Source organism: Ktedonosporobacter rubrisoli (assembly GCF_004208415.1).
GTDB lineage: Bacteria > Chloroflexota > Ktedonobacteria > Ktedonobacterales > Ktedonobacteraceae > Ktedonosporobacter > Ktedonosporobacter rubrisoli.
Genome location: NZ_CP035758.1, coordinates 6,418,381 through 6,442,069, shown reverse-complemented (window position 1 = coordinate 6,442,069; position 23,689 = coordinate 6,418,381). Strand labels below are relative to the sequence as shown.

At 54.3% G+C, this 23,689-nt stretch carries 19 protein-coding genes; 13 read left to right on the top strand and 6 right to left on the bottom strand.

The window, feature by feature from the left end; translation table 11 throughout:
* Window positions 1–315 precede the first annotated feature (315 nt).
* From hemH to EPA93_RS27985, 4 genes are all read right to left on the bottom strand, one after another.
* Window positions 316–1,275 carry a ferrochelatase gene (gene hemH, locus EPA93_RS28000; RefSeq protein ID WP_129890679.1) on the bottom strand — a complete coding sequence of 320 codons (960 nt, stop codon included), beginning with the start codon at window positions 1,273–1,275 and terminating at the stop codon, window positions 316–318.
* 113 nt (window positions 1,276–1,388) lie between these two features.
* Window positions 1,389–2,456 (bottom strand): uroporphyrinogen decarboxylase, encoded by a 1,068-nt coding sequence (hemE, locus tag EPA93_RS27995; RefSeq protein ID WP_129890678.1) that lies wholly within the window; start codon window positions 2,454–2,456, stop codon window positions 1,389–1,391.
* Between the two features lie 23 nt (window positions 2,457–2,479).
* On the bottom strand, window positions 2,480–3,553 hold the full coding sequence (hemE, locus tag EPA93_RS27990; RefSeq protein WP_129890677.1) for a uroporphyrinogen decarboxylase: 1,074 nt from the start codon (window positions 3,551–3,553) through the stop codon (window positions 2,480–2,482).
* A gap of 238 nt (window positions 3,554–3,791) precedes the next feature.
* Window positions 3,792–4,259 carry a hypothetical protein gene (locus EPA93_RS27985; protein ID WP_129890676.1) on the bottom strand — a complete coding sequence of 156 codons (468 nt, stop codon included), beginning with the start codon at window positions 4,257–4,259 and terminating at the stop codon, window positions 3,792–3,794.
* A gap of 221 nt (window positions 4,260–4,480) precedes the next feature.
* On the opposite strand from EPA93_RS27985, the gene EPA93_RS27980 reads away from it, so the two are divergent.
* The 10 genes from EPA93_RS27980 (at window position 4,481) to EPA93_RS27935 (ending at window position 17,352) form a co-directional block, all read left to right on the top strand.
* The gene (locus EPA93_RS27980; RefSeq protein WP_165423440.1) at window positions 4,481–6,469 is read left to right on the top strand and encodes a cyclic nucleotide-binding and patatin-like phospholipase domain-containing protein; all 1,989 of its coding nucleotides are present in this window, start codon (window positions 4,481–4,483) and stop codon (window positions 6,467–6,469) included.
* A 985-nt stretch (window positions 6,470–7,454) separates the two neighbouring features.
* Window positions 7,455–7,814 carry a translation initiation factor Sui1 gene (locus EPA93_RS27975; RefSeq protein ID WP_129890674.1) on the top strand — a complete coding sequence of 120 codons (360 nt, stop codon included), beginning with the start codon at window positions 7,455–7,457 and terminating at the stop codon, window positions 7,812–7,814.
* A gap of 246 nt (window positions 7,815–8,060) precedes the next feature.
* The gene (locus EPA93_RS27970; RefSeq protein ID WP_129890673.1) at window positions 8,061–8,609 is read left to right on the top strand and encodes an RNA polymerase sigma factor; all 549 of its coding nucleotides are present in this window, start codon (window positions 8,061–8,063) and stop codon (window positions 8,607–8,609) included.
* Window positions 8,602–10,098 (top strand): outer membrane protein assembly factor BamB family protein, encoded by a 1,497-nt coding sequence (locus EPA93_RS27965; protein WP_129890672.1) that lies wholly within the window; start codon window positions 8,602–8,604, stop codon window positions 10,096–10,098. The genes EPA93_RS27970 and EPA93_RS27965 overlap by 8 nt, the downstream gene beginning before the upstream one ends.
* A gap of 295 nt (window positions 10,099–10,393) precedes the next feature.
* Window positions 10,394–11,485 (top strand): dipeptidase, encoded by a 1,092-nt coding sequence (locus tag EPA93_RS27960; RefSeq protein WP_129890671.1) that lies wholly within the window; start codon window positions 10,394–10,396, stop codon window positions 11,483–11,485.
* A 110-nt stretch (window positions 11,486–11,595) separates the two neighbouring features.
* Complete coding sequence (locus EPA93_RS27955; protein ID WP_129890670.1) at window positions 11,596–12,885, top strand: serine/threonine-protein kinase; 1,290 nt, start codon at window positions 11,596–11,598, stop codon at window positions 12,883–12,885.
* Between the two features lie 234 nt (window positions 12,886–13,119).
* Complete coding sequence (locus tag EPA93_RS27950; protein WP_129890669.1) at window positions 13,120–13,773, top strand: translin family protein; 654 nt, start codon at window positions 13,120–13,122, stop codon at window positions 13,771–13,773.
* A 418-nt stretch (window positions 13,774–14,191) separates the two neighbouring features.
* Window positions 14,192–15,388, top strand: a complete 1,197-nt coding sequence (gene menA, locus EPA93_RS27945; RefSeq protein ID WP_165423439.1) for a 1,4-dihydroxy-2-naphthoate octaprenyltransferase — start codon at window positions 14,192–14,194, stop codon at window positions 15,386–15,388.
* A gap of 250 nt (window positions 15,389–15,638) precedes the next feature.
* On the top strand, window positions 15,639–16,073 hold the full coding sequence (locus EPA93_RS27940) for a hypothetical protein (RefSeq protein WP_129890667.1): 435 nt from the start codon (window positions 15,639–15,641) through the stop codon (window positions 16,071–16,073).
* Window positions 16,074–16,476: 403 nt separating this feature from the next.
* Window positions 16,477–17,352 (top strand): hypothetical protein, encoded by an 876-nt coding sequence (locus tag EPA93_RS27935; protein WP_129890666.1) that lies wholly within the window; start codon window positions 16,477–16,479, stop codon window positions 17,350–17,352.
* Between the two features lie 238 nt (window positions 17,353–17,590).
* Here EPA93_RS27935 and EPA93_RS27930 read toward each other — a convergent pair whose 3' ends face one another.
* On the bottom strand, window positions 17,591–18,064 hold the full coding sequence (locus tag EPA93_RS27930; RefSeq protein WP_129890665.1) for a hypothetical protein: 474 nt from the start codon (window positions 18,062–18,064) through the stop codon (window positions 17,591–17,593).
* A 422-nt stretch (window positions 18,065–18,486) separates the two neighbouring features.
* Here EPA93_RS27930 and EPA93_RS27925 point away from each other — a divergent pair, with 422 nt between their 5' ends.
* From EPA93_RS27925 to lon, 3 genes are all read left to right on the top strand, one after another.
* Window positions 18,487–18,693: a hypothetical protein gene (locus tag EPA93_RS27925; protein ID WP_129890664.1), complete on the top strand. Its 207-nt coding sequence runs from the start codon at window positions 18,487–18,489 to the stop codon at window positions 18,691–18,693.
* 512 nt (window positions 18,694–19,205) lie between these two features.
* A complete protein-coding gene (locus tag EPA93_RS27920) occupies window positions 19,206–19,682 on the top strand; it encodes an Hsp20/alpha crystallin family protein (RefSeq protein WP_129890663.1) in 477 nt (158 codons plus the stop codon).
* Between the two features lie 29 nt (window positions 19,683–19,711).
* Window positions 19,712–22,483, top strand: coding sequence for an endopeptidase La (gene lon / locus EPA93_RS27915; protein ID WP_242527158.1), 2,772 nt, complete (start codon window positions 19,712–19,714; stop codon window positions 22,481–22,483).
* A 91-nt stretch (window positions 22,484–22,574) separates the two neighbouring features.
* On the opposite strand, the gene EPA93_RS27910 is transcribed toward lon, so the two are convergent.
* The gene (locus EPA93_RS27910) at window positions 22,575–23,636 is read right to left on the bottom strand and encodes a 1,9-bis(guanidino)-5-aza-nonane synthase (RefSeq protein WP_129890662.1); all 1,062 of its coding nucleotides are present in this window, start codon (window positions 23,634–23,636) and stop codon (window positions 22,575–22,577) included.
* Window positions 23,637–23,689: the final 53 nt, after the last annotated feature.

Sequence of the window (23,689 nt, the reverse complement as noted above, 5' to 3'; positions counted from 1 at the left end):
TCTTATTTTTGACTTTGGGGTTATCGTTTGACAAAAAGACTAGAAGATGACCCCTAGAATTGACTGTGACTTATCAGTCACCAATTTATGCTAAAGTTGCCAGGATGTCAAGAGGCAAAAACTGTAGAGCCAGGAGCTGGGCGCCACAACTTGTGTGTTCTTCTCTTGCTGATCGTCTGGCCGATAGCTGTAGAAATAAATGTTAGAGGATTCTAGGAGCGTTATGCTAGCTGCAAAGGAGGTATATGCTTTTGTACGAGGCAACAGGGCAATCATAAAAAGATTGCCCTGAAGTGAGGAAGCACGAGAGCTAAGTTAAGCATTGCTCGTCGCGGGAATTCTTGCCAGCGTTTCCTTGACAACCTGGGCCAGGGCCTTGATAAAGAGTGGCGAGGTGTTGAGCGATTCCGTGCGCGCGAAGAAGATGCCATGCTCTTCGGCCTGCTCGCGGGCCCCGACCTCGATATCATAGAGGATCTCAAGGTGGTCGGCGAGGAATTGCACAGGCGCGATCAAGACATGCTCATAGCCCTTCTCGTGCAGCTCGGGCATAACATCGGCAAAGTCGGGCTTGAGCCATTCCTCTGGCGTATGCCCGGCGCTCTGATAGCAGAACATCCAGCGCTCATCCGGCAGGCCGACAAGCTTGGCGATGGCCGTGGCCGTATCCTTGAGGGCCTGGATATAGTCGGGCTCTTTCTCGACAACCCGTTTGGGCATGCTATGCGCGGTTAAGAGCACTGGAACCTTCTCGCGTACATCGGCCGGGAAGCGCTCAAGGGCCTGGTGTACGCGCTCGGCAAGAGCCTGTAGGAAGTAGGGCTGTAGATGCCAATCCTCAGCGATCTGCAATTGCAGATCCTGGCGGCCCAAATCTTCGACGGCCTCGTGCAGCGTACGTACGTAGCCGCTCATAATGATTGGCGAGTATTGCGGAGACATGATAATTCCGACCAGAGCTTGCGCGTCCTTGGCGGCCTCGGGCAGCACATCGGCGATAAAGGGAGGCGCAAAACGCATACCAGCAGTCACGTGATAGGTGGTGCCGTCGCTGCTTTCGTGGTTGAGCTCAGCCTCCAGCGCAGCGGCCTGCTCGCGCGTGATGCGCAGGAGGGGAGAGCCGCCGATCAGATCGTAGCGCCGGCGGAACTCAGCAATGACCTCGGGAGAGGCCTCGCGTCCGCCATAGACATGTTTAAGATATACTGGAATGTCGTCAAGGGTCGCCGGTGATCCATAGGTCATCAGCATAACGCCTATATGCTTGTGGGTCATAACTTTCTACCTCTATACGCGGGAAGCGATCGGCGCGATCGTTCCCAAAACTATATCTAGCTTGTGCGAACTAACATCCTTAACATGTTTCGTGTGGGCGCAGGTGGCGTGCCCTAGCGGGCCGTAGCTTCGTGTACAGCCTCGACGAGCCGGCGCAAGAGATCCTCATCCGTGGGAACAAGTACCGCGTGCCCGAAGTTAAAGATGTGTCCGGGGCGGCCGGCTGCGCGCTGCAATACATCCTGCATTTCTCTCTCGATGGTAGGCCAGGAGGTATGCATTACCGTAGGATCAAGATTTCCCTGAATGCCACGTTCGGGCCCAATGCGTTTCCAGGCCTCATCAAGATTGATGCGCCAATCCACGCTCTGCACATCGCCTCCGGCCTCAACCATCGCTTCAAGCAGGGCCGCCGTGCCGGTGCCGAAATGGATCGAAGGCGCTCCCACCTGCTTGATGGCAGCGAAGACGCGCTGCGAATAAGGCAAGACGAAACGTCGATACACGCTTGGACTAAGTGAGCCCACCCAGCTATCAAAGATCTGGATCACATCGGCGCCGGCACTGACCTGCGCCTTGACATAATCGCAGATCACGTCGGTGATCTTTTGCATGAGGGCGTCCCATACCTCGGGCTGGCCGTACATCAGCGCCTTGGCTACCTGGTAATCGCGCGAGGGCCCGCCTTCGATCATATAGCAGGCAAGCGTAAAGGGCGCCCCCGAAATACCGATGATAGCCTGTTTGCCCTCTATCTCGCGACGGATGAGGCGAATGCCATCCAGCACAAAGGGCGTGGCCTCCTCGGCTCTGGTTACGTGCAAGGCTGCGACATCCTTGAGGCTGCGGATCGGGTTATGAATGACAGGCCCCTTGGGCGTGATAGACATAGAGACACCCATGCCTTCGATCGGCAACATGATATCGGCGTAGAGCACGGCCGCATCGACTCCAAAGGTCTTGATCGGCATCACAGCGACCTGTGAGCTGAGTTCTGGCGTCTTGGCTATCGTCATGACGTCGTATTTTTGTAGGATGGCTCGATATTCGCTCAGGCAGCTACCGCCCTGGCGCATGAACCAGACTGGCGTTGCGTCGGTCGGGCGACGATAGCAGGCGTCCATAAAGCGCGCTACGCCGCTATGGGGCGGCAAGCTTGGAGGAGTTGTATCTTTCTGCATATATTTCTCAACACCGTTCTGTCTTATCTCTGAGTGGCTTCGTGTACAGCCTCGACCAGCTGGCGCAAGAGGCCTGGATCGGTGGCGGGAAGCACGCCGTGACCAAGATTGAAGATATGGCCGGGACGGTTAGCCGCGCGCCTTAGCACATCTTGCATGCCTGCCTCAATGGTCGGCCAGGAGGTGAGGAGCAAGGTCGGGTCAAGATTGCCCTGTACGCCGCGCTCAAAACCAACGCGGGCCCAGGCCTCATCAAGTTCGACATGCCAATCGATGCTGATGATATCGCCACCCGCTTCGGCCATGGCCTCTAGCAGGGCCGCTGTCCCGGTGCCAAAATGGATTGCGGGAGCTCCGGTCTGCTTGACTGCAGCGAAAATGCGGCGCATATAGGGCTGCACAAAGCGTCGATAAGCGTGAGGGTTTAGCGCTCCTATCCAGCTATCGAAGACCTGCACAACATCGGCGCCGGCGCGAACCTGGGCTACCAGGCTATGCGCGACGACATCAGCGAGCTTGCTCATCAGCGCGTCCCATAGCTCGGGCTGGCCATACATCATAGCTTTGGCCTGGCGATAATCGCGCGAGGGTCCGCCTTCAATCATATAGGAAGCCAGCGTAAAGGGCGCGCCTGCGAAGCCGATCACCGCTTGTTGTCCGGCCAGTTCGCGGCGCACCAGGCCGATGCTTTCCATTACGTAGGGAGTAATTTCTTCGCTAGAAGGCACACGCAGCGCCGCAATGTCGGCGAGCGAACGCACAGGATTGTGGATGACAGGCCCGATATCTGGCTTGATCTCCAGATTCATGCCCATTTCCTCAAGGGGCAACATAATATCGGAGTAGATAACAGCTGCGTCGACCCCAAAGGCTTTGATCGGCATGAGGGTAACTTGCGCGCTAATTTCGGGCGCCCTTACCATAGTCATCATACTGTCGTACCGGCTGCGCAGAGCTCGATATTCGGGGAGACAGCGCCCGGCCTGGCGCATAAACCAGACTGGCGTTGCATCAGGCTGTCTGTGATGGCAGGCATTCATAAAACGGGCTGCTCCAGTACGCGCTGCTGCAACGGCAGGAAATGTATATTCTTGCATGAACATTCCTCGGTCAGCATTTTGCTCAATGTTTACTTACTTTTCAGCAAGCAAGTAAACACTAATTCTCCACACAAAGATCACCCAGGAGGAGTTAGGCTAAATTCTGCTGTCCTTCGCTCCTCCAGGGTGACCGTGAATGGCTCTTATATATAATAGCGTGAATGGCAGCCCTCTGGCAAGTAAAAATCTATCAAAATCTGCAAAAATGTCAATTGGTTTGTAGATTTTGAGAATTCTAACGCAGGTAGCGGCTCCTTCTGCGGTCATTAATCAAGAGCGGATAGACTACAATCTCTGGCGGGAAATTCAGGCTTTGCAGGTCGCCGGACCAGAAAAGCTGCTTCATCATTTCGGCCGAGGCGTACAGAAGATGTTGCAGGGCAGCTTCGCGTCCATGCTCGTAGGCGGCGCTTCCTTCGTACACTGACATCTCGGCAAAGCAAGTATTGAGTGGCATATGCTCGCTCAGTTGTACAAGATAGATATCCATCTTCGTATCGCCCTTATCAACAGGAACCATGATGCGCAGCTCTGGTTTGCAGTCAATGATGTCAAGACGATAGAAGACGCCATAATGATCGCGTGAGGCCTGGAAAATGGATATCTCGGGAACAGAGTCACCATTGTAAAGCCTATCTTCCGGTTGTTCCATCTCTACTCCTAATTCAGCCAGGAAACTCTCCAACTGCTCATTAATATTCATTACTCTTCTCTCCCGTACTCTTAGGCCAGCAGAGAGTGTGCTACTCAAACTTTATACTCATCTGCTGCGTTGCAAAACGTCTGTCACCGCTGCAGCTTCGACGCCACTAACCATTACCTCGTTATTCTGATAAAGGGATAAGAAAACGGAAAAATCATTGCATGTGAATTTGCTCACTGGACAGAGAAGGTGATAGTAGCTACAATCAAAGCATGCAGGACATGGGAGCAGATAAGCTCATCGAGAAAAGCGAGTTATTCCGGCATTTGCAGCCGCAGGAAAGTGAAGCTATTCTGGCTCGGCTGCGCAGCTCGCACTATGAGCCCGGGGCATGCATTCTTGAGCGCGGCCGCTGGCATGGGCAGCTCTATATCATTGCGCGCGGTCAGGTGCGTGTGGTCTTGCCCAGCGAGGATGAGCAGCAGGGCTCACACGCCTCTTCCCTGGCTCGCGTGGTGGCTCGTCTGGGGCCGGGCGAGTGCTTTGGCGAGATGTCCCTGATTAGCGGAGAGCCGCCGGGCGCAAGCATCTATGCTGAGCAAGAGACCGAGCTGTGGTCGCTGGCTCAGGCGGATTTTCTTGCCCTGATTGGTAGCTGTCCCACGCTATCAAGGAATATCAATACGATCCTCTCACAACGCCTGACGCGCACCAACCAGCATCTCTTTCCTCAGCGCACACAGTTTATCTTGCTGAGCTTGTCCGAGCCGCCTGCAGCTCCTCTAGAGCAGGCCCTGGCCTTTCATCTGGCCGATGCGTTGACAGCGTGCACACATAAGCGCGTGTTGTTGCTGGAACTTTGCAGCCAGGAGGAGGCTAGCTATGCGCACTTTGCCAGGCACGCAGGGCAGATGCGCCCCGATCTGCTCTCTTGCGCGCAGGAGCGCTCTCTCCTGCAGGCCCATTATGCGCCTCTTGCGGCCGAGGATCAGTATTTTCCGGCCATTGCTCCGCTCACGGCAAGCTACGAGCAGCTGCTCATTCTGGACACGGCTGTGCTTTCTCTACTTGACGAGCTGGTAGGATGTTATGACTACATTCTGCTGGTGGCCGATGATAAGACGCCGACGCATGTGATAAGTGCCTTGTGTGAGGAAGAGCCACCGATTCGCCTGGCGCGGGCTATAGCCCTTGTGGCGTCTTGCACGATCCATAGCTATATTGCTCCGGCGCTGGCCTGCGAGCAAGCCCTCTTTGTGACCCGGGTGCCCGAAGCGCCTACTATCGGCTTGCAGGATCGCTATGCCCAGCAGTTGGGGCAACCTGTTGTACGCTTATTGCCGGCCGATAACGCGCTGCTGGAGCGGTGCTGGCAAGCTCGGCTGTCTTTGCGTGAGCAAGTGCCGGAAGTGCCTTTGAGCCGGGCCGTTGATTTTGTCGCCAGATATATTGCCAGGCAGACGATAGGGATTGCCTTTGGCGGAGGTGGTGCGCGCGGCTTTGCCCATCTGGGCATTCTGGCCGGATTGTTGGAGATGGGCATCCCGCTTGATTATATCGCGGCCTGCAGTAGCGGCATCCTGGCGCCCGGTATGCATCTGATCGGCAAATCGCAGGCCGAGAGCGAGGCGATTTTTATGGAGATTCAGCGCCACATCGTCAGGTGGAATTTTCCGCGCACGTCGCTCTTCTCTAATAGCGGGATCAAAAAAATGTTGCGCAGCATCTGCGGAGAAGTGCGCTTTGAGGACCTGACCACGCCCTTTGCGATCATTGCGGCCGATCTGGCCACGCGTGCGGGGGTAGCCATCGAGCGTGGGCCGCTGTGGAGAGCCTGCCTGGCCAGCGTGGCCCTCCCGGGAATCTTTCCGCCAGTGCTCATCGGCGAACATATCCTTATCGATGCTGGCATGCACGATCCGGTCCCGATTCGCCAGGTGCGCCAGATGGGAGCCGATATCCTGCTCGCGGCTGAACTGGGCGGGCAGGAGCCGCCCGCGCTACTCAATGCCGCAAGCTGGTCAACTGAAGCTGAGCAGCCAAACGCGAGCTCGCCACATATCATTGATCTGCTCTTGCGCAGCTATGATCTGGCTATGGCGACGATTGGCACGCATAGCATTCGTGAGGCCGATGTAGTATTGCGTCCCCGGCTGCATCGCGTCTCGCTGCGCCAGTTTGCCGCTGGCCATAAATTTATTGCGGCCGGCCGCGAAGCCGTCGCGCAAGCTTTACCCGAGCTGCGCGAACACCTGCCCTGGCTCTCCTGAAGAAGATTATTGCTTGTCTACGAAGGTCGATTGCTGTTTTCGCCTCTCTTTAAGGCCATTGATAAAAATAGAAAATAGCTCTATACGAATCTCCTACATTTATTTCTCATTATGATTGTTAAGTCCGTAGACACGGCGAGGTGAAGGAAGAAATTAGGAATCGCTCAGGGGTATGATCGAGGAAGGCTTGAGGGCACAACAGATTAGCCCTGAGAGGAAGAGCGTATCCCACCGGATCGCCTGCTGTGTGCGATTGATCGTGTGTGGCGCTTATTGCCGTTGTGCATTTCTCGAACGCCGCGTATAATGCTTTTCTCTTGATTCTGCTGCTGTTTTTGCTGGATCGTTTCGCGGTGATATATAGCATACCCAACAGCGAATACGTATGCGCTCCTGACTAAAAATAAAGAGAAAGCCATACTTGCTCGTATGTTTGATAATATCCTGGGAATATCCATAATATTTTACCTCTCTTTGAAAAGGAATTTTGTCGTCTAATATGCTTATTATATTTATATATATCAAAATAAACTGTGGTGTACTTCACAATTCTATTCTGAATACGTAGGTGGGATTGCCGGCAGGGCTTTCCAGTTCTGGTTTTTCCACCGTCTGCTCTGGGCTAGAAACAAAAAGTTCTCTTTGCAGGTCTTAAGAATTGATAACGTTTTAGAAAGATGCATAACGGCAGGTCTCTCTTACATTGTCCAACACTATAATGATGTTCAGAAGCCGTGAACCAATTGCCTGGTCAGCTTTGGTCCATTCTAGAGCAGCCTTGCCGATTCAGGCCACGACATTTCCCTGACGATCCTTCAAGGATCCATCGTTGGGAACACTGCTGTGAAGTGGGAAATGGGAAAGCGACTATGGTACAATGCAGGGCGAAGAGGATGTCGGCTTCGTCGGGCCATGGCTTGGAGTGTGGATAGCATAGCTATTGCTTGATAAGAATATTGGAAATTAATGCTGAGAGGAAGGGCATATGCAATCAGATCGCCTGGTGTATTCAACCGATGGTGGGCGCGTGACGACCTGTCCCACCTGCGGCTTGCCATATAAAGACTGTCGCTGCGGCCAATCAGGGCAACCGACGCGCAAAAGTGATGGCATTGTGCGCGTAAGGCGTGACCGCAAGGGTCGAGGTGGCAAAACCGTGACCGTGGTCGATGGAGTTCCGGGAAGTGAGGCCGAATTGAATGCGCTGGCCCAACAACTCAAGAAGTTGTGCGGCTCCGGCGGGACCGTCAAGGATGGCAATATCGAGATCCAGGGCGACCATTGTGAGAAAGTAATTGCCAAATTGAGTGCGCTGAGCTATAAGGTCAAGCGCGCGGGCGGCTGAGCTTCCTCAGCCGCATCAAAGCGACAAAGCTAAATGAAAGTACCTCTTAACTAAAGCAGAAGAAAGCTAATCTCATGTGCGTGTACGGGCTTCCCAGCTTGCCTCTTGTCCCACTTCTAGCCCCGCATGTAAAGCTAAATTGCGCCCCCTAAAAACAATCTGCAATAGGGAGAATTTCAACTTTCAGAAGCATGTAACATTTTTTCCCTTGAGACGTTACTCTGGTTGAGATATCTCAGGAGAAAGATGGCAACATTGAAAGAAAGCGACGTTGATTCTCTGTGCGCCCGACTCTATCGGCTCTGCGCGCCAGGTATCCTGGCGTATTTGCATCAACATGCGCCAACCCACGAAGATGCCGAAGATCTGCTCTTCGACGTTTTCCTGGTAGCGCTAGAACAGGAAGCGCGCCTGGCAGGCATGCGCGAGGAAGAGCAGCGCGCCTGGCTGATGACCGTGGCTCGCAATAAGATGATCGATCACTCTAGATGGCTGCGGCGCCGTCACTTTTTACCGCTGGAGAAGGCGGAGAGCGTGCTTGATAGCAGCGAACGGATGCCCGAAGAAGCGCTTGTCCGTGACGAAGAATACACGCATTTGCGCGCCTATTTGCGAAATCTGACTTCTACTCAGCAGGAAGTGTTGCAGCTGCGTTTTATGGCTGGCTTGCGTTGTGCGGAAATTGCTAGTGTGCTCAATAAGCGAGAAGGCGCGATTCGCACGATGCTCTCGCGCGCCTTAAATACTGTGCGTGGTTTCTACAGGCAGAAGGGAGAGGGGAACACTAATGGCTGAACATGAGCAAGAAGTCTTTCTTCCGCAAGAAATAGATGAACAGATAGATGAATACCTTGATAACAAATTTACTGAGGACGGGCAATTAGATAGAACTGCTCAGGCTGCTGTTCACGCCCTCCACCGGCACTTTGCTCCTGCTGAGCAGGATAGCGCCTTGCAGCGGGTCTGGCTACGTCTGGAGCAAACTCAAATGACTCAGGCCAGGCAACGGCGGACGCTGGCATTGCATCCTAAAGGTAGGAGATATCGAATGCTGCAAGGAGCCCCGAGCCACACGAGATTTGACCCCCTGGCCCATAAACTAAACCTGCTGGCTGCGGTGATCTGCGTTTTGCTGCTCACAGCGAGTATGCTTGTGCTATTTCGACTGGCCTCCACGGCGCATTCGGGCCTACCCGGCTCACCCGCGAACGCAGGCGATTCAGGAGGAAAGCAAATGATGTTTGTGTTAGGGGATAACGCCCTGTATCGGCTCGATATGCAAACGCATAAGTCGATCTGGCAATTTCAAGTACCTGGCGGGCGGATTGCTTCTGGTGAACAGATCATCGGCACCACCTGCTTTATCGCAGGAACGGTGAACGATCAGGATAAGCTCTATGCCCTGGATATTGCCAGCGGGAAAATACGCTGGAAGCTGGATCTTGCAACACATCTAATGTACTATAACACCTTCCTTGTCAGCTACAACGATACGCTCTATCTTCCCCAGGTGAAGCAGGGCTCATCCGTTGTGCAGGCTCTTGCCCTCGCTAATGGCGCAAAGAAGTGGGAATATACGCTGCAAGGCGATAAGGTAAATTTGCTGGCGGCAGCGGACGGAGCAGTCTATGGCGAAAATGGGAGCCAGGGCGAGCTTTTCGCCCTGAGAGCCGATGATGGGCATGTCCTCTGGCAGAAAAAGGTCCCTGAGGCCGGTGGACAGGTAGAGCGCGGCTTTATAGTCAATGGCGTCTTAGCTCTGACCATTACCTCTGGACGCATTGAAGGTTACAGCACGGCGAACGGAACGAAACTCTGGAGCCATACGCTTGACGGTTCTCTAACAGGCTATGGTACGACCCTTGTAAACGGAGCCATCTATGTAAATACGAATCGCCAACCGAATCAAGGCAATAGCATCTATGCCTTTTCCGCCAAAGATGGTGCGCAGCTCTGGCACTATGTGGATAGCTCTACATCCGGCAGCTCTTATCCAACGGTCACCGAGCGCGGCGTGTACTTTTATCGCTACAGCGATGGACATGATGGACAGACCCTTGTGGCTCTGGATGCCAGCAACGGCAAGCAGCGCTGGACCTATGGTATTCACGATCCCCTCACCGTCGAATATCCGCCGGCAGCCGATAACGCGCGCGTCTATCTGAGCCTGCCCGATAACCTTATCAAGATAGTGCGCGCCACAGATGGCAAGTCTCTTGACTCGTTCAAGGCTCCCGGAGGGGTGGACCCCAATAATCGCGTGCTCCTGCAAGTGCTTGGTTGATCCATGGTCTGCGCAAGCAATGAGCCTTAACGTTGGGGCAGACGGCCGGTTTGCCCCAACGCCATGTTTTCAATGCCTCCGCCGCCCTCCTGAAGCTACTATTTGACCCTCCCCTATGCGCAAAGCACGTAAGCTTTCCAGCTCAGCTTGTTGTGAAGGTCAGCCATTCTATACGTAAAAGAAATATGGAGGGCAGAACAATGAACATGCTTATTACTATCCATACCCGCGCCCAAATCTGCCTGAAAAGATTGTATGATAGTAGAGTAGTACCTTTAGTCAGGAGAAAGAGTGTATGTTAATCATCGATGCCCACGAGGATATTGCCTACAACGCGCTGGAATGGGGCCGCGATATTCGCCAATCCGTACAGGCTGTACGCCGGCGGGAGCAGCTGCGCATGCAGGGAGATGAATATCTTAACGACATTGCCATGTCTGGCTTACCCCAATTGCGCCAGGGAGGCTTTGGCATTGTCTTTGGCACCATCTTTGTGGAGCCGCAGAGCGTCTCCGCCGCCGAGGACATCAAGGTTCGCTATACGCAGTCATATCGGAATGCTGAAGAGGCTCACCGTGTAGGAAAAGGCCAGCTCTCGTATTATCGCGAGCTTGCCGAAGAGCCCGGCGTCTCGCTCATCCTGAACCAGGGCGATCTTAAAGAGCTGCTCATGGCCTGGGAGCACACGCGCGAAGACGACGCGGATCGCCCATTTGGGATTGTGCCACTTATGGAAGGCGCCGATCCCATTCGCACGCCCGAGGAAGCCGCCGAGTGGTTCGCGCAAGGCGTGCGTATCGTTGGTCTTGCCTGGCAAGGAACGCGCTACAGCGGTGGCACCCACGCGCCAGGACCGCTGACGCCGGCCGGAAAAGAGCTTTTGCGCGAGATGGAGCGCTGTGGGCTCGCGCTTGATATCTCCCACCTGGCCGAAGAGAGCTTCTGGCAAGCCCTTGAGCTGTTTCATGGTCCGGTCATCGCTAGCCATAGCAATTGTCGGGCCTTCGTGCCGACCGATCGCCACTTGAGCGATGAGATGATTAAGGCCCTTGCCGAGCGCGATGCAGTCATTGGCATGGTCTTCGCCAATCCCTTCATTGACAAAAACTGGACGCGCCAGAACCGCTTCCCGATTAGCCTGGATCAAGTTGTTAAGCACATCGATCATATTTGCCAGCTTACCGGCAGCGCGCGCCATATCGGGATTGGTACCGATATCGATGGCGGCTTTGGTCGCGAGGAAACTCCCGCCGAACTTGATACTGTGGCCGATACCATTAAACTTGCTGAGGCTTTGCGCAAAGCTGGCTATAAAGAAGAGGATGTCATTGGCATTATGAGCGGCAACTGGCAACGCTTTTTGGAGCGAGCCTTGCCCTTGCAGTAGATTTGCGAGCCAAAGGAGCTTCTGAATAGCATTATCCCCTGACACCAATTCCGCTGTATAGGCGTGTATCATGTATAGTAAAGAGATATCCACTGATACATGGGGGAAACATGCCAGAACTCGAACAGCACTCGCTAGGGCCCTATTTTATTGAGCGCCATCTGGCTCGTGGGGGCATGTCAGATATCTATTTGGCAAAAGACACCCGAACCCTGCAGCCAGTTGTCATCAAGCTGGTCCACAGCAGCAACAGAGAGCATTGCGAACGCTTCAGGCGCGAGATCGCGACCAGCCAGGCCTTGAAGCACGAACATATTCTCCCGGCTCTCGATCATGGGGAGTTCGAAGCCTGGGTTTATATGGTTACACCATATATTGCTGCCGGTACGCTAAAGCAGCGCCTGCAGGAGGGCGCACTGGACCTTGAGGAGGCGGGCAACTTGCTCGATCAGCTCGCCTCCGCCTTGCACTATGCGCATGGGCAGGGTATCTTGCATCGCGATATCAAACCCTCAAATATCCTGTTGCAAGATGGGACACATGCCTATCTCACCGATTTTGGCCTTGTGAAAAAAGTTGGCGATGAGACCGATCTCACCCTTAGCGGCTACTTGATAGGCACGCCCGAATATATGGCTCCCGAGCTGGCTGATGAGTCGGTTACTGTGCGCAGCGATGTGTATGCGCTCGGGATTGTGCTCTATCAGATGCTCACCGGTCATGTTCCCTTTACCGGCAGCACGCCGATCGGTATCTATCTCAAGCATATTCGCGAGCGCCCAACTCCACCCTCGCATCTCAGGACAGATCTGCCGCGTAGCATCGAGCGCGTTGTTTTGCAGGCTCTTGAGAAAGATCCGCAGAGGCGCTTTCAGTCGGCCCAGGAATTTGCCGAAGCCTACCAACAAGCCTTAAAACTGGCTCAGGGGCACACTCTCACCCTGGATAGACTTATGCTGACTCGGCTGCTCTCCCAGGAAAATGAGCTTCTCGGGGCAGGACGCAGGAAGCCCAGGAAGGTGTCGCCGCGCCAGGCTCTGTTGGCGAGCCTTGGGGCAGCAGTCTTCGTCGTATTTCCTACCCTGCTTGGTTCCGCTCTATATAGCTGGCAAGCGCCGGCAGCCTCCAAGGCTGCTCTGGCTCCCAGCGCCGCCGCTGTCTGCAACGCGCCGAATATCAGGCCTGCCTTGCCTTCAGCGGGCGCCGGATCGCAGCACTCAGCGAATGTAGGGCCCGTCTCGGACGCGGCTCATGTGATGGAGATTGCGCCAATGACCACCTGGCAGGAGAGCCAACCGGTCAAGCAGGACCATAAGCATGACAAACATCATCAAAAGAAGCAAAAGCATAAACATAGCGACTCAAGCAGCATAAACATAGACATAGAAATAAATGACTAGCAGCGCCCCGCGCCCAGGTTTGCCAGGGCAAGCCCTGAGGCCTAAGGGTTATGTGCCTACTGTTGAGCCAGGTCGTTCTCCCGGGAGCCAGGCAGCGTAAGACAATTTTTCCCCTTTATAGACCCTCGTCAGCGGCGAAATAACGGGAATTTAGCCAGTCCTGTTATTGTCGCTTCAAGCTCTGTTCTATGGTACACTATCCACAGTAAAGCAATAACAAAAAGGATATTCATCATGCCCGACAATGTAGATGCGGTAGGACAAGAAGCAATCAAGCACCTGGCACTTAAACATGCAGCACGCGAACGTGCACTCCCCAAATCGCGCGCTGCCATTCGTTACTGTGCCAATAGTATTCGCGCCGCCCACCGGCACGAATTTCAGGCAGCCGAAGAGCTGCTCGCACAGGCCGCCACCTTGCTTAGCGAGATGGCCGAAGATTTGAAAGAGCACCTTGATATCTACTATGCTGGCTTTGTCCAGGATGCGCAAAAAGAATATGCCGAAGCCTCCTGTTTTGCGGCCTTGACCCAGCATCGCTCTTTACCGGGAGCCGACGCCTTAGTGATAGGCAGCGCCGCATACCTTAATGGGTTGGCGGAAGCCGTAGGTGAGCTCAGGCGCTATTTGCTGGATCAGCTCAGGCGGGGCAATCTACAGGATTGTGAGCGCTACTTGAGCTATATGGATGATATCTATGCCGTGCTTATCTCTGTGGATTTTCCCGACGCAATTACCGCTGGCTTGAGGCGCACTACCGACGCCACCCGTGGCATCCTTGAGAAGACGCGCGGAGATCTTACGACTGCCATGGTGCAAGCTCAATTGCAGCGCTCAATTCGCGAACTACAACAGGATCTGCAGCGGCAAAACTCAGCAAAAGCCTGAAAAATAACAATATCTATATCGTCGCGAGTAATGTGATCTGGTTCATTTTTCTGATTCGGTATACTAACAACAGCATCTATTCGTGTACTTAATTATAGGGGTTATTTATTGAGGCATGAGTCGTCACGAAGTTTTTTTCGCACTGGTTGCTGGGGGCAAACTCCTTAAGCAGGAGAGCGGCCCCAGCCTTTTCACTCATGAGCCTGCCGCCGCGAGCGGTACATAAAAATCAGGGATAACTCATGTCAGATAGTCATTTTTAAACCTTTGCACACTACTATCCTTAATGCCGGGGCTTTGTGCTCTTCGGAAAAAGCGGGAGGTGTCAGATTGTTTGCCTTCTCTGCCAGCCAGTAATGCAGCCGGGTCTGCAAGGAGCGTGCGCACTTCCTGCCTGACTACGCTTAGAGGGGGGCGTATGGAAAGCGAAGAAATAACCGAAATTGAGAAAGAAAAAGAAACACCTCAAGCCACAACATCATCACAAATAGTCACAGCAGAATCCGTACAGGCGGAGGAGGTTCCGACTATACCCCTGGGATCGCTGCAGACGATAAGTAACCTGCAGCCAGAGATTACTGTACATTCGGTAGAAGCCACAGAGCAGGTAAGTACGCCAGAGCCGCTGGTGGCCCCACCGGCAGAATATCGGCGTAGCACTGCCGAATGGACGCAGATCTGGAAGGACGGGATACGTCCCGCGTACCTTTCCCTGGCCGTCGCGCCTGCCCTGCTGGGCAGCGTGCTGGCCTGGTCTCAAAGCGTTTCTACGCGAACACCCCTGGGGCAGTTTCACATCTTGCCTTTTCTTGTGGCGATTGTGGCTGTACTGCTCTTGCAGGCAGGCGCAAATCTTGTCAACGATTATTATGATTATACGCGAGGCGTGGATACCGCCAATACGCTTGGTCCTGGCGGGCTGATTCAGCAGGGCATTGTCAAGCCAACGCGCGTGCTGATCATCGGCTTAGCTCTGCTTGGCGTGGGTGCGCTTCTCGGCCTGACCACTGTTCTGGCCGCCGGGCCGCTCATCTTGCTCTTTGGTCTGCTCGGGCTGTTGGGCGCCTATTTCTTTAGCGCGGGCCCACGCTCGCTATCTTCGTTAGCGCTCGGGGAGCTCGTTGGTTTTGTGGTTTTTGGTCCATTAATCACGGCAGGAGCCTATGTAACGCAGACGGGACATCTGTCCCCCAGCGCGTTTCTCTATGGTGTCCCGCTGGGCCTGCTGGCGGCGGCCATTATCCATGCCAACAATATGCGCGATGCCGAAGACGATTCTCAGGCCGGCAAGCACACGCTTGCCACCCTGCTCGGGCTGCAATGGAACCGGGCCTGGTTTTTCGTCTTGCTTCTGGGAGCTTATGGGCTCATCGCGGCTCTCGCGCTGCCTTCGGGCGGGCCTCACTGGCTACTCATCACTTTTTGGACGCTGCCAACCCTTGTGATTGTTGTTACGGGTATGCTGCGTACCGATATGCCGGTCGGGCTGCATCTCGTAATGCGCGAGACCCTGAAATTGCAAGCCTTCTTTGGGCTTTTGTTTGTCGTGGCCTTGATCATCACAGCTATTGTCAAGGTACTACCTCACCTCCCGGCACATATTCTCCCAATCTAGCAGGCTTCTCAGGCCGAACGTAGGCCAGAGATGGTTTAAGGGCCAGGTCGCGTATAGACAAGAAGGGCCAGACCTGGCCTAACCATTCGGGCCATTTACAACAATGATACACTGTGCTACACTTCGGGTAGAGTTTTAGGCCTGGTAGCAAGCCTGACAGCAGGCGCCTTTACGCTCAGGTACAGGACTTCGCGGGCTGACAAGTCCGGCTCAGATCACTGTTTGCGGTTGTTTCACAAGGAGGTGCTCTATGGCTGGCTGGGAAGAAGAACTGGCCGTGCTACTGCGTGAGCTAGGAGTAAAGCAAGAAGAACCCCAGGCTCACCTCCGACCGATGCGCAAACCAATGCGCAGCGATATTAAGCGGCAAGAGCAATTTGCAGATGCCTTATTTTGGGATGGTGGCAATAGGGCCGATGACGATTCATGGATCAATGATCTGAGTTCCATGCGTCGTGAGGTCGATTCTATTGTGAATCAGGTGATCTCGCTGATGCAGCGGGGCGAATTGGATACCTCCCTCAAAGAAGATGTCATGGTTGTCTTGCGCGCATTGCGCCGGCGCGCTACAGTTACTCAACAGGCTGCAGCTAGCGACGAAGCCTATCTGGAATCTGCCTCGGCCATGTTACACTTCTGCCGTCTTGTTCTTCAGCTGAGTGAGTTCGCGACCGAAGACTTTTAGCGACCCCTCTTTCAGCTTCCACCAGGGATAGTTGCTCCTGGTACAATGTCGTTCCGGGCCTTGTCCCTCTGTCAGAATGAAATAGTATATTTGCCTTGATGGGTAGACTGAAAAGAGAAGGGGCGGGGCAGCGCCAAATCCCTTTTCGTAGGCTGGGCAGGGGATACCGCAACTCTATATCCATTGCTATCGCTTCTTGACACATTTTGAAACACGCTGCATACTATATTTCGTGCTCCCATGCTGCTAGAGATGCTGACCGCAGGGGCCGATAACCTGAGCAGCACACAGAGAAGCGCTATATTTCCAACGCTCATGCATAGGGATACGTTAGCATCTCCAACTGACTACCCCTTTTCGCCCCTGATCCTATGCGGGCAAATATAAGAAAGGCAGATTCCCCATGAGTGATAATAAGAGCGTGGCAGGTGAGGCGGGTCGCTGGCTACGTGTTGGCTTCCTGGCCCTTACCGTCGTCGGACCTGTGGTTAGCACCATTGTCAATCGTTTGCAGGAGCGCACGCGAAGTCTGCGCGCGCTTTCGGAGCAGCAAGCTGGGGTGCTGCGTGAGGCCTCGCTTAAGCAAGCCGAAAAGGCGAGCGAGCTAACCGAGGAGCTCGTCGCGCGCGGTAGCCAGCTCTCCCAGAGCCTTGTAGAGAGCGGCAGTAAAATGACAAGCAACCTGCTAGAGCGGGGCAGCGAGGTTACCCGCGACCTGGCCGAGCGTGGCAATAAGGCCTCGCTGGAACTGAGCAAGCGCGGCGAAGAGGCTGCACGCGAATTGGGCAAGCGCGGCCAATTGATGCAACAGGAGCTGCAGAAGCGCAGCCAGGAGGCCGCCCGTGAGCTGGCAGAGCATCGCAGCAAGTATTGGACCATTGCCGGTTTTACCCTTGGCCTGCTGAGCGCCGGCATCCTTGCCTACCTGTTTATTCGCAAGCGTATGCAGCCAGAGCCAGAGACAGAGCAGCATATCCAGCTTGTGCCCGAAGCCAGCCGAACCTCAGGCGCCGGCGAGATCCGAACCAGCAAGCCCCAGGCTTCCTCTTCTGCAGCCCCAGCCCAGGAGGCGAAACCGGCCATCGCTGTCGTAGAGCCTGAGGAAGAGCGCGGCGTGCCGGAAGGAACAGCGTTTGTGGGCATAGTAGAGACGAAACAGTATTATCCGGCGAAAATGCCACTTGAGCAGATCACTACGGCTGCGGAAAAGCCCCTGACCGTGATCTATTTTGCTTCCGAAGACGAAGCAAGAGCCCAGGGCTACACGGCCAGCAAGTAAGCGGCAGGGCATAAAATAAGCCTGCTTGGCCCGTTTTTCTGCGGCCAGGCAAGTCGCCTATCCCAAGAGAAGGGAACCAGCAGGTCAGCATCAACTGAGCCACAACTGACAACCAGTCGCAGCCATCCTTCTAGCTGCCTCTGGTTGTCAAGCCCTGGCCAGCGGTCAGGATTTGTCACATTTGCGAATGGAAACCGTGCGCAAGCTTCCTGCTCATCTTTGCCCTGTCGCGCAAGGTTCAGGACGAGGGAGGCCTATGCAATTTACGATACTGTTCAGGTACCTGCCCATCAGCAAAGCCTTCATTGATATGTCCATGCTCGACAAGGTAGAGCAGAAAAGCAAAATGCTGCTCTGGCGTCGGGGAAGGATGAGTCTCCTTCTGCTCAGTCGTCTGTGCAGGGGGCTGTTGTGCAGGATTACTATGTTCCGTAGTCACAGGTGATACAGGTTGTCCATAGCTCTCAGGCAGCTCGTCGGGCTCCGGGCGATTGGTATGATAAATACCCTCGTCCTTCTCTTGCTCGACGGCGATAGACATAATGCCGAGCTGCGGGAAAGGCCCTTCCGGCAGCGTATGCCAGATGGTCTCTTGCGCTAAACCTGTATTTAAGTTGCTCACAGGGCGGGCATAACTGGTGGGCGAAGATTGCTTCCAGGGCCACCACGCGAACAGCTTGTCCAACCAACGTTTGATCGTTTGCGTGATCATATCGTCTCTGCCCTCGTCGTTATCACATGAATCGCCCTGAGATTTGTGAGCAGGGGTGACAGGGAGCTTGCCCCTTGACTGAGGGCTGTTGCCCCATCCTCTTCCCCTCCTGCCGTGCCGCCGTAGGCGGAGCACAAAAAAGAGAGATGACTCATGTCAATCACGCACTATTTTTTTGCCAGCGGTTCGTGTAAAATAAACACCGATGAGGAATATAGAAACATAGTAGCATATCAACAGGAACACGTCAAACAACTCTTGCAATTTCAAGTGATGCATGCCATAATCAAAGGTGTTGGGCCATATAGGAGGCCTGGAGGTTGTTCTATGGCGTTCACACGCTCTACTTTTCAGTCTCCCAGGTTGATTGCGGGTCCACACGTCGTCATTTCTGAAACCATATAGAAAGACAGGGGTCGGTCATGCAGGAAGATGTTCTTGGAACCCGACGTACCGCCGTCTCGGAAACATACGTCAATTGTGCAAGATGTGGGAAAGCTACGCGCCTACGGTATGCCCGTGTTATTCAAAGCGATGTGCTCTCAGACGGCAACTCCGAGTTTGAGTATATCTGCCCGGATTGCCAGAAAGCTCTAGCGGCGGGTGAAAAAGACCTTCCCATTGCGTAGACGGCATCTTCACAGAAGTGTCCCGCATTCAGGTGCATTGAGGGTGGGGATGGGCTAGGAGGAGAGCTGCTTCGCCTGGATACTGGTTGGAGTATGCATGTAGCCGGCTGTGTGCTGAGAGCTCCCAGGAATGTTCTCGCCCGGACTTGCGGGGTCTCTGCTCTCTGCTTCCTGGCAAGCTGTGGAAGGAGAAGGGCCTGAAGTGGCCGCTGAAGAGACTGACAAGAGGGGAACTGGAATGAAGGGCTTGAAGATACAGGCAGATCAGCCCGGCCTTCGCAGTGCAGAAAGGTAAGGGAGAGCGGTCTTTTCGAATGCAGGTATAAATCAGGAAGCGTGATCACGGCAAAAGGCAAAGGGCATGCGGTTTCTATGTACTTTTACCTTTTGCCTTTTTTATACAGTGAGGAGAGAACCACACTGATAGCGCCCTGATCGTGATGTCCCCGGCAACACATTAGAAGAGGAACCAGCAGCACTGGTCTGTTCTCTATATAAGAGGTAAACGAGCCATGCGAATGCGCTATCGGCACGTGACCTATCGCTATACTGATGGGTCACAGAAGCAGTTGGAGCATCATTATCGTCAACTATTGCAGGAAGTACTGCGCCAAAGTCAGCAATCAATGCTTCATCGATCCGCAACGTGGCGTCCTCTGGCCGATATTCTTGAATCGGAGCAGATGATGACGGTCAAGGTCGAACTCGCTGGCATGAAGGAAGAAGAAATCGAAGTTACTCTTTACGAAGACGCTCTGGTGATTAGCGGTGAGAGGCGTGACGATCATGAGGGTAGGGGGAACCTGTCTTATCATGAGGCGCAAATTCGCTATGGCCCATTTCGCGTTGAGGTCTTTATCCCCTATCCTATTGAGCGGGAGGCGGTTTCGGCACGCTATGAGAATGGCTTTCTCTGGGTAGACCTACCAAAGTTACCTGCAAGCCAACCGGAGCGTGTACGTATACAAACCAGCGGACCCAAAGAGTAGCTATACTTGTTGATATGGTAGAGAAGGTTATGGAGAAGCATTATACCAATCCGGAGTCTGAACACGAGGAACATTTAGCAGAAACACAGTCCCCAGTTGGTCCAGAACAAAACCAGCCGATTGAGATGAATGCGTCACAGGAAACTGGCAATGATGAATCCTCTCCTTCAGCAGATAGAGAAGAGAGCACGCAGGAAAGTGAGCAGTCTGCTTCACCTTCAGCTGTTGAGGGCGAAAACAACGAAGCGCAGGACAATGCTGAGGATGATGAGCGCCTGACGATCCCTGATGTTTTGCCTGTTCTGCCGTTGAAAGATGTGGTTGTCTATCCGTTTTCTGTGCAGCCACTAGGCGTGGGGCAAGAACGCTCGATTCGTCTTATCGACGATGTGATGCGTAGTGATCGTCGCCTGGTCGTTCTGGTTGCGCAAAAGGCTGCTGATATTGAGCAGGCCGGGCCAGATGATATCTTCAGAATTGGTACCGTCGCCCGTGTTGGCCGAATGTTCCGCATGCCAGATGGCACCCTCCAGATCGCCGTACAGGGCCTGGAGCGCGTTGTCATTGGGGAATTTACGCAAGAGAAGCCCTATCTGGCTGCCCAGGTTTCGTTAAAACCCGATACGCAGGAGGCAGATAACGAGACTGAAGCTATCAAGCGTAACGTGATTAGCTACTTCCAGCGCCTGATTACGCTGGTCCAGAATATGCCCGAAGGTGTCGCGGCGACTACCCTCAATCTTGAGGAACCACGCCAGGTGGTGTATGTGATCGCTACCTTTGTGCAGATGGAGCTAGAGTTGCGCCAGAAGCTGCTTGAGCTCGATTCTGTCCGTGAGAAGCTGCAAAACTTGAGCTCCTTCCTGGCTCATGAGCTGGAGATCTTCGAACTGGGGAAGAAGATCCAGACGAGCGCGCAGGAAGAGATGGGCAAGATGCAGCGTGAATACCTGCTACGCGAACAGCTTAAGGCCATTCAGCGCGAGCTGGGGGAGGAGAGCGAGGAGCAGGCAACTGTAAATGAGCTGCGGCGCAAGATTGAGGAGGCGAGGATGCCCGAGGAGGCTCTTAAGGAGGCCAATCGGGAGCTTTCGCGTCTTGAGAAATTGCCGACAGTCTCACCTGAATATAGTATTATTCGCACCTACCTGGAGCTGCTGGTTAGCCTGCCCTGGGATAAGAGCACAGGCGAAAAGATTGATGTGCCCCATGCTCGCCAGGTGCTCGACCAGGATCACTACGATCTTGAGAAGATTAAGGAGCGCATCCTTGAATACCTGGCCGTGCGCCACTTGAAAGAGGAGCGTAAGGCCGAGCAGTTGGAGCGCGCACACGAGCAGGATGTAACCGAGGAGGGAGTTGAGGTCGAGGATATCCGACCGACGCAGCCGCTACAGTCACAGGAAGAAGCACGCTCGATTAACCGCGAGCCGATTCTGTGCTTTGTGGGGCCGCCAGGCGTTGGTAAGACTTCGCTGGGCCAGTCGATTGCGCGGGCGCTTGGGCGCAAGTTTGCGCGTATGTCTCTTGGCGGTATTCGCGACGAGGCAGAGATCCGTGGCCACCGGCGTACCTACATCGGGGCGATGCCGGGCCGCATCCTCCAAACCTTGCGCCGCGTTGATACCAACGATCCGGTGATTATGCTGGATGAGGTCGATAAGGTTGGCGCAGATTGGCGCGGCGATCCTTCTTCGGCCCTGCTTGAGGTGCTGGACCCGGAGCAAAACTTCAATTTCCGCGATAACTACCTGGATCTGCCCTTTGATCTATCCAAGGTGATGTTTATCGCCACGGCTAACGCTTTAGAGCCGATCCCGGCCCCTTTGCGCGACCGTATGGAGATCCTGGAGCTCTCGGGCTATACTGAGGAACAGAAGGTGCATATCGCGCGGAACTATCTGTTGCCCAAGCAGCTTGAGGCCAATGGTCTGAACAAGGATGAGCTGGCGATCGACGATGAGGTGTTGCGCCGCATTGTGCGCGACTACACGCGTGAGGCCGGCGTGCGTAATCTTGAGCGCGAGGTTGGTTCGCTCTGCCGTAAGGTGGCCAAGCAGATCTCTGAGGGCCGCGAGGCGCCAATTCAGGTGACGGCCGAGCAGGTTCCCGAGTACCTGGGTCGCCAGCGCTTCTTTGAGGAGGCGGCCGAGCGCCTTGATCGGCCAGGTATCGCGACAGGGCTGGTCTGGACTCCGGTGGGCGGCGAGATCATCTTTATTGAGGCAGCGGCGATGCCCGGTAAAGAGGAGCGCTTGATTCTGACCGGGCAGCTTGGGGATGTGATGAAGGAATCGGCGACGGCGGCTTTGAGCTACGTGCGCTCGAATGCGGCAGCCCTGGGCTTGCCAAGCAATGTGTTCGAGGGCCAGGCCATCCATATTCACGTTCCCGCAGGAGCCATCCCCAAAGATGGGCCATCGGCAGGCGTGACGATGGTCACGGTTCTTGTCTCGCTGGCGAGCAAACGTAAGGTGCGCTCGGATGTGGCAATGACCGGCGAGATAACCTTGCGTGGCAAGGTTATGCCTATCGGTGGCGTGAAAGAGAAGGTTCTTGCCGCCTATCGTTCAGGCATTCGCACTGTCATTATGCCCAAGAAGAATGAGGCAGACCTGATGGAGGATCTGCCCAAAGAGTTGCGCGAGCAGATGAAGTTTGTCTTTGCTACCGATATCTCAGAGGTGCTGGATACAGCTCTTGAGCCTATCCATAACCACCATGAGAAGCTGAGCTCGGCGCAGGATGGGACGGAACGCCCGCGCCGCCGCAAGAGCGAGAAGGCGGTGGCGAAGGCTTAAACGTCTATAAGGCTGTAAGCGGCATTGATTTATTAACATTAGTGCCGCTTATTTGCGTTGTCTGCTGGCAGGCAGGTTGTGCGTCGAGCTCCTACCTGCCAACACTCTGAGTATCTTGTGCTTGTAGGCCCTTACTCGTTGCCAGATAGCTTGTCCATGCTCGTGGCTGGCGATCTCTCCATGACCCCTTATGGTAGAGATAACCTGCGAGTAATGGGAAGGTCAGGGTGAGCTCACCAAAGACCATTTGCTCGGAGGCCAGTGAGACCTTGCCCCAGGAATGGGCCTCTTTGAGCGTCGAGCCGGATAGCGCGCCATCTCGCTCATCGGCGACAGTGAGTTGAACCGCGTATTGATGGAGTGGGACATCATACCCCATAAGCTCCGCCGCCACCACGATATCCTGGACAAAATTCTTGGGAACACCACCACCAAGCATCAAGAGGCCCGTCACACCGGCCCGAACCTTGATCTCTGTCAGTTCACGGAAATCCTTGACACTATCAATAGTGAGATGGCGATCCGGTCGGCTCGCTTGATGGGCAATCAGGCCAAAACCAGCCGAGCAATCGGAAAATGCCGGAACAAAAAGGGGGATCTGACGAAGGTAGGCTTCCAGCACGATACTATTGGCAGTCGGATGATGCTCTTCAAGATAGCGCCCCATGGCATAGAGAAATTCCCGGCTGGAATAGGCTTTTGGTGCGAGGGTATCTGCGATCTGCCGAATCGTGTCATCACAGATGCGCAGCTCGTCTTCGTCGATGTAGGTGTCATAAATTCGATCAATATTGTGCGCGCGAAGTTCCTGATCGTCAGCCTCCACATCGCCTTGATAGTGACGAAATCCTAACGCCTCAAAGAAATCCTGGTCAACCAGATTAGCTCCAGTGGAGACAATAACATCAATGGCATTGGCGCGCATTAACTCCACAATGGCGGCCTTCTGACCAGCGGAAATGAGACTTCCAGCAAGCGTGAGAATAACCGTAGCTTTAGGATCGGCGACCATCGCGTCGGCTATTTGCGCAGCTCGGGCAAGGTTTCTAGCCTGGAATGCTGTCTTTCCCATCATCTCTATCAAAGGGATAACATTTACTTTTGTAATATCAATGTGTTCGACAGTTTCCTTTAGAAAAGTCAGTTTCTCCATTTCTCTCCTGTATGTTTATAGATATTGTCGATAGCTACTGACGCCTCTTCCCA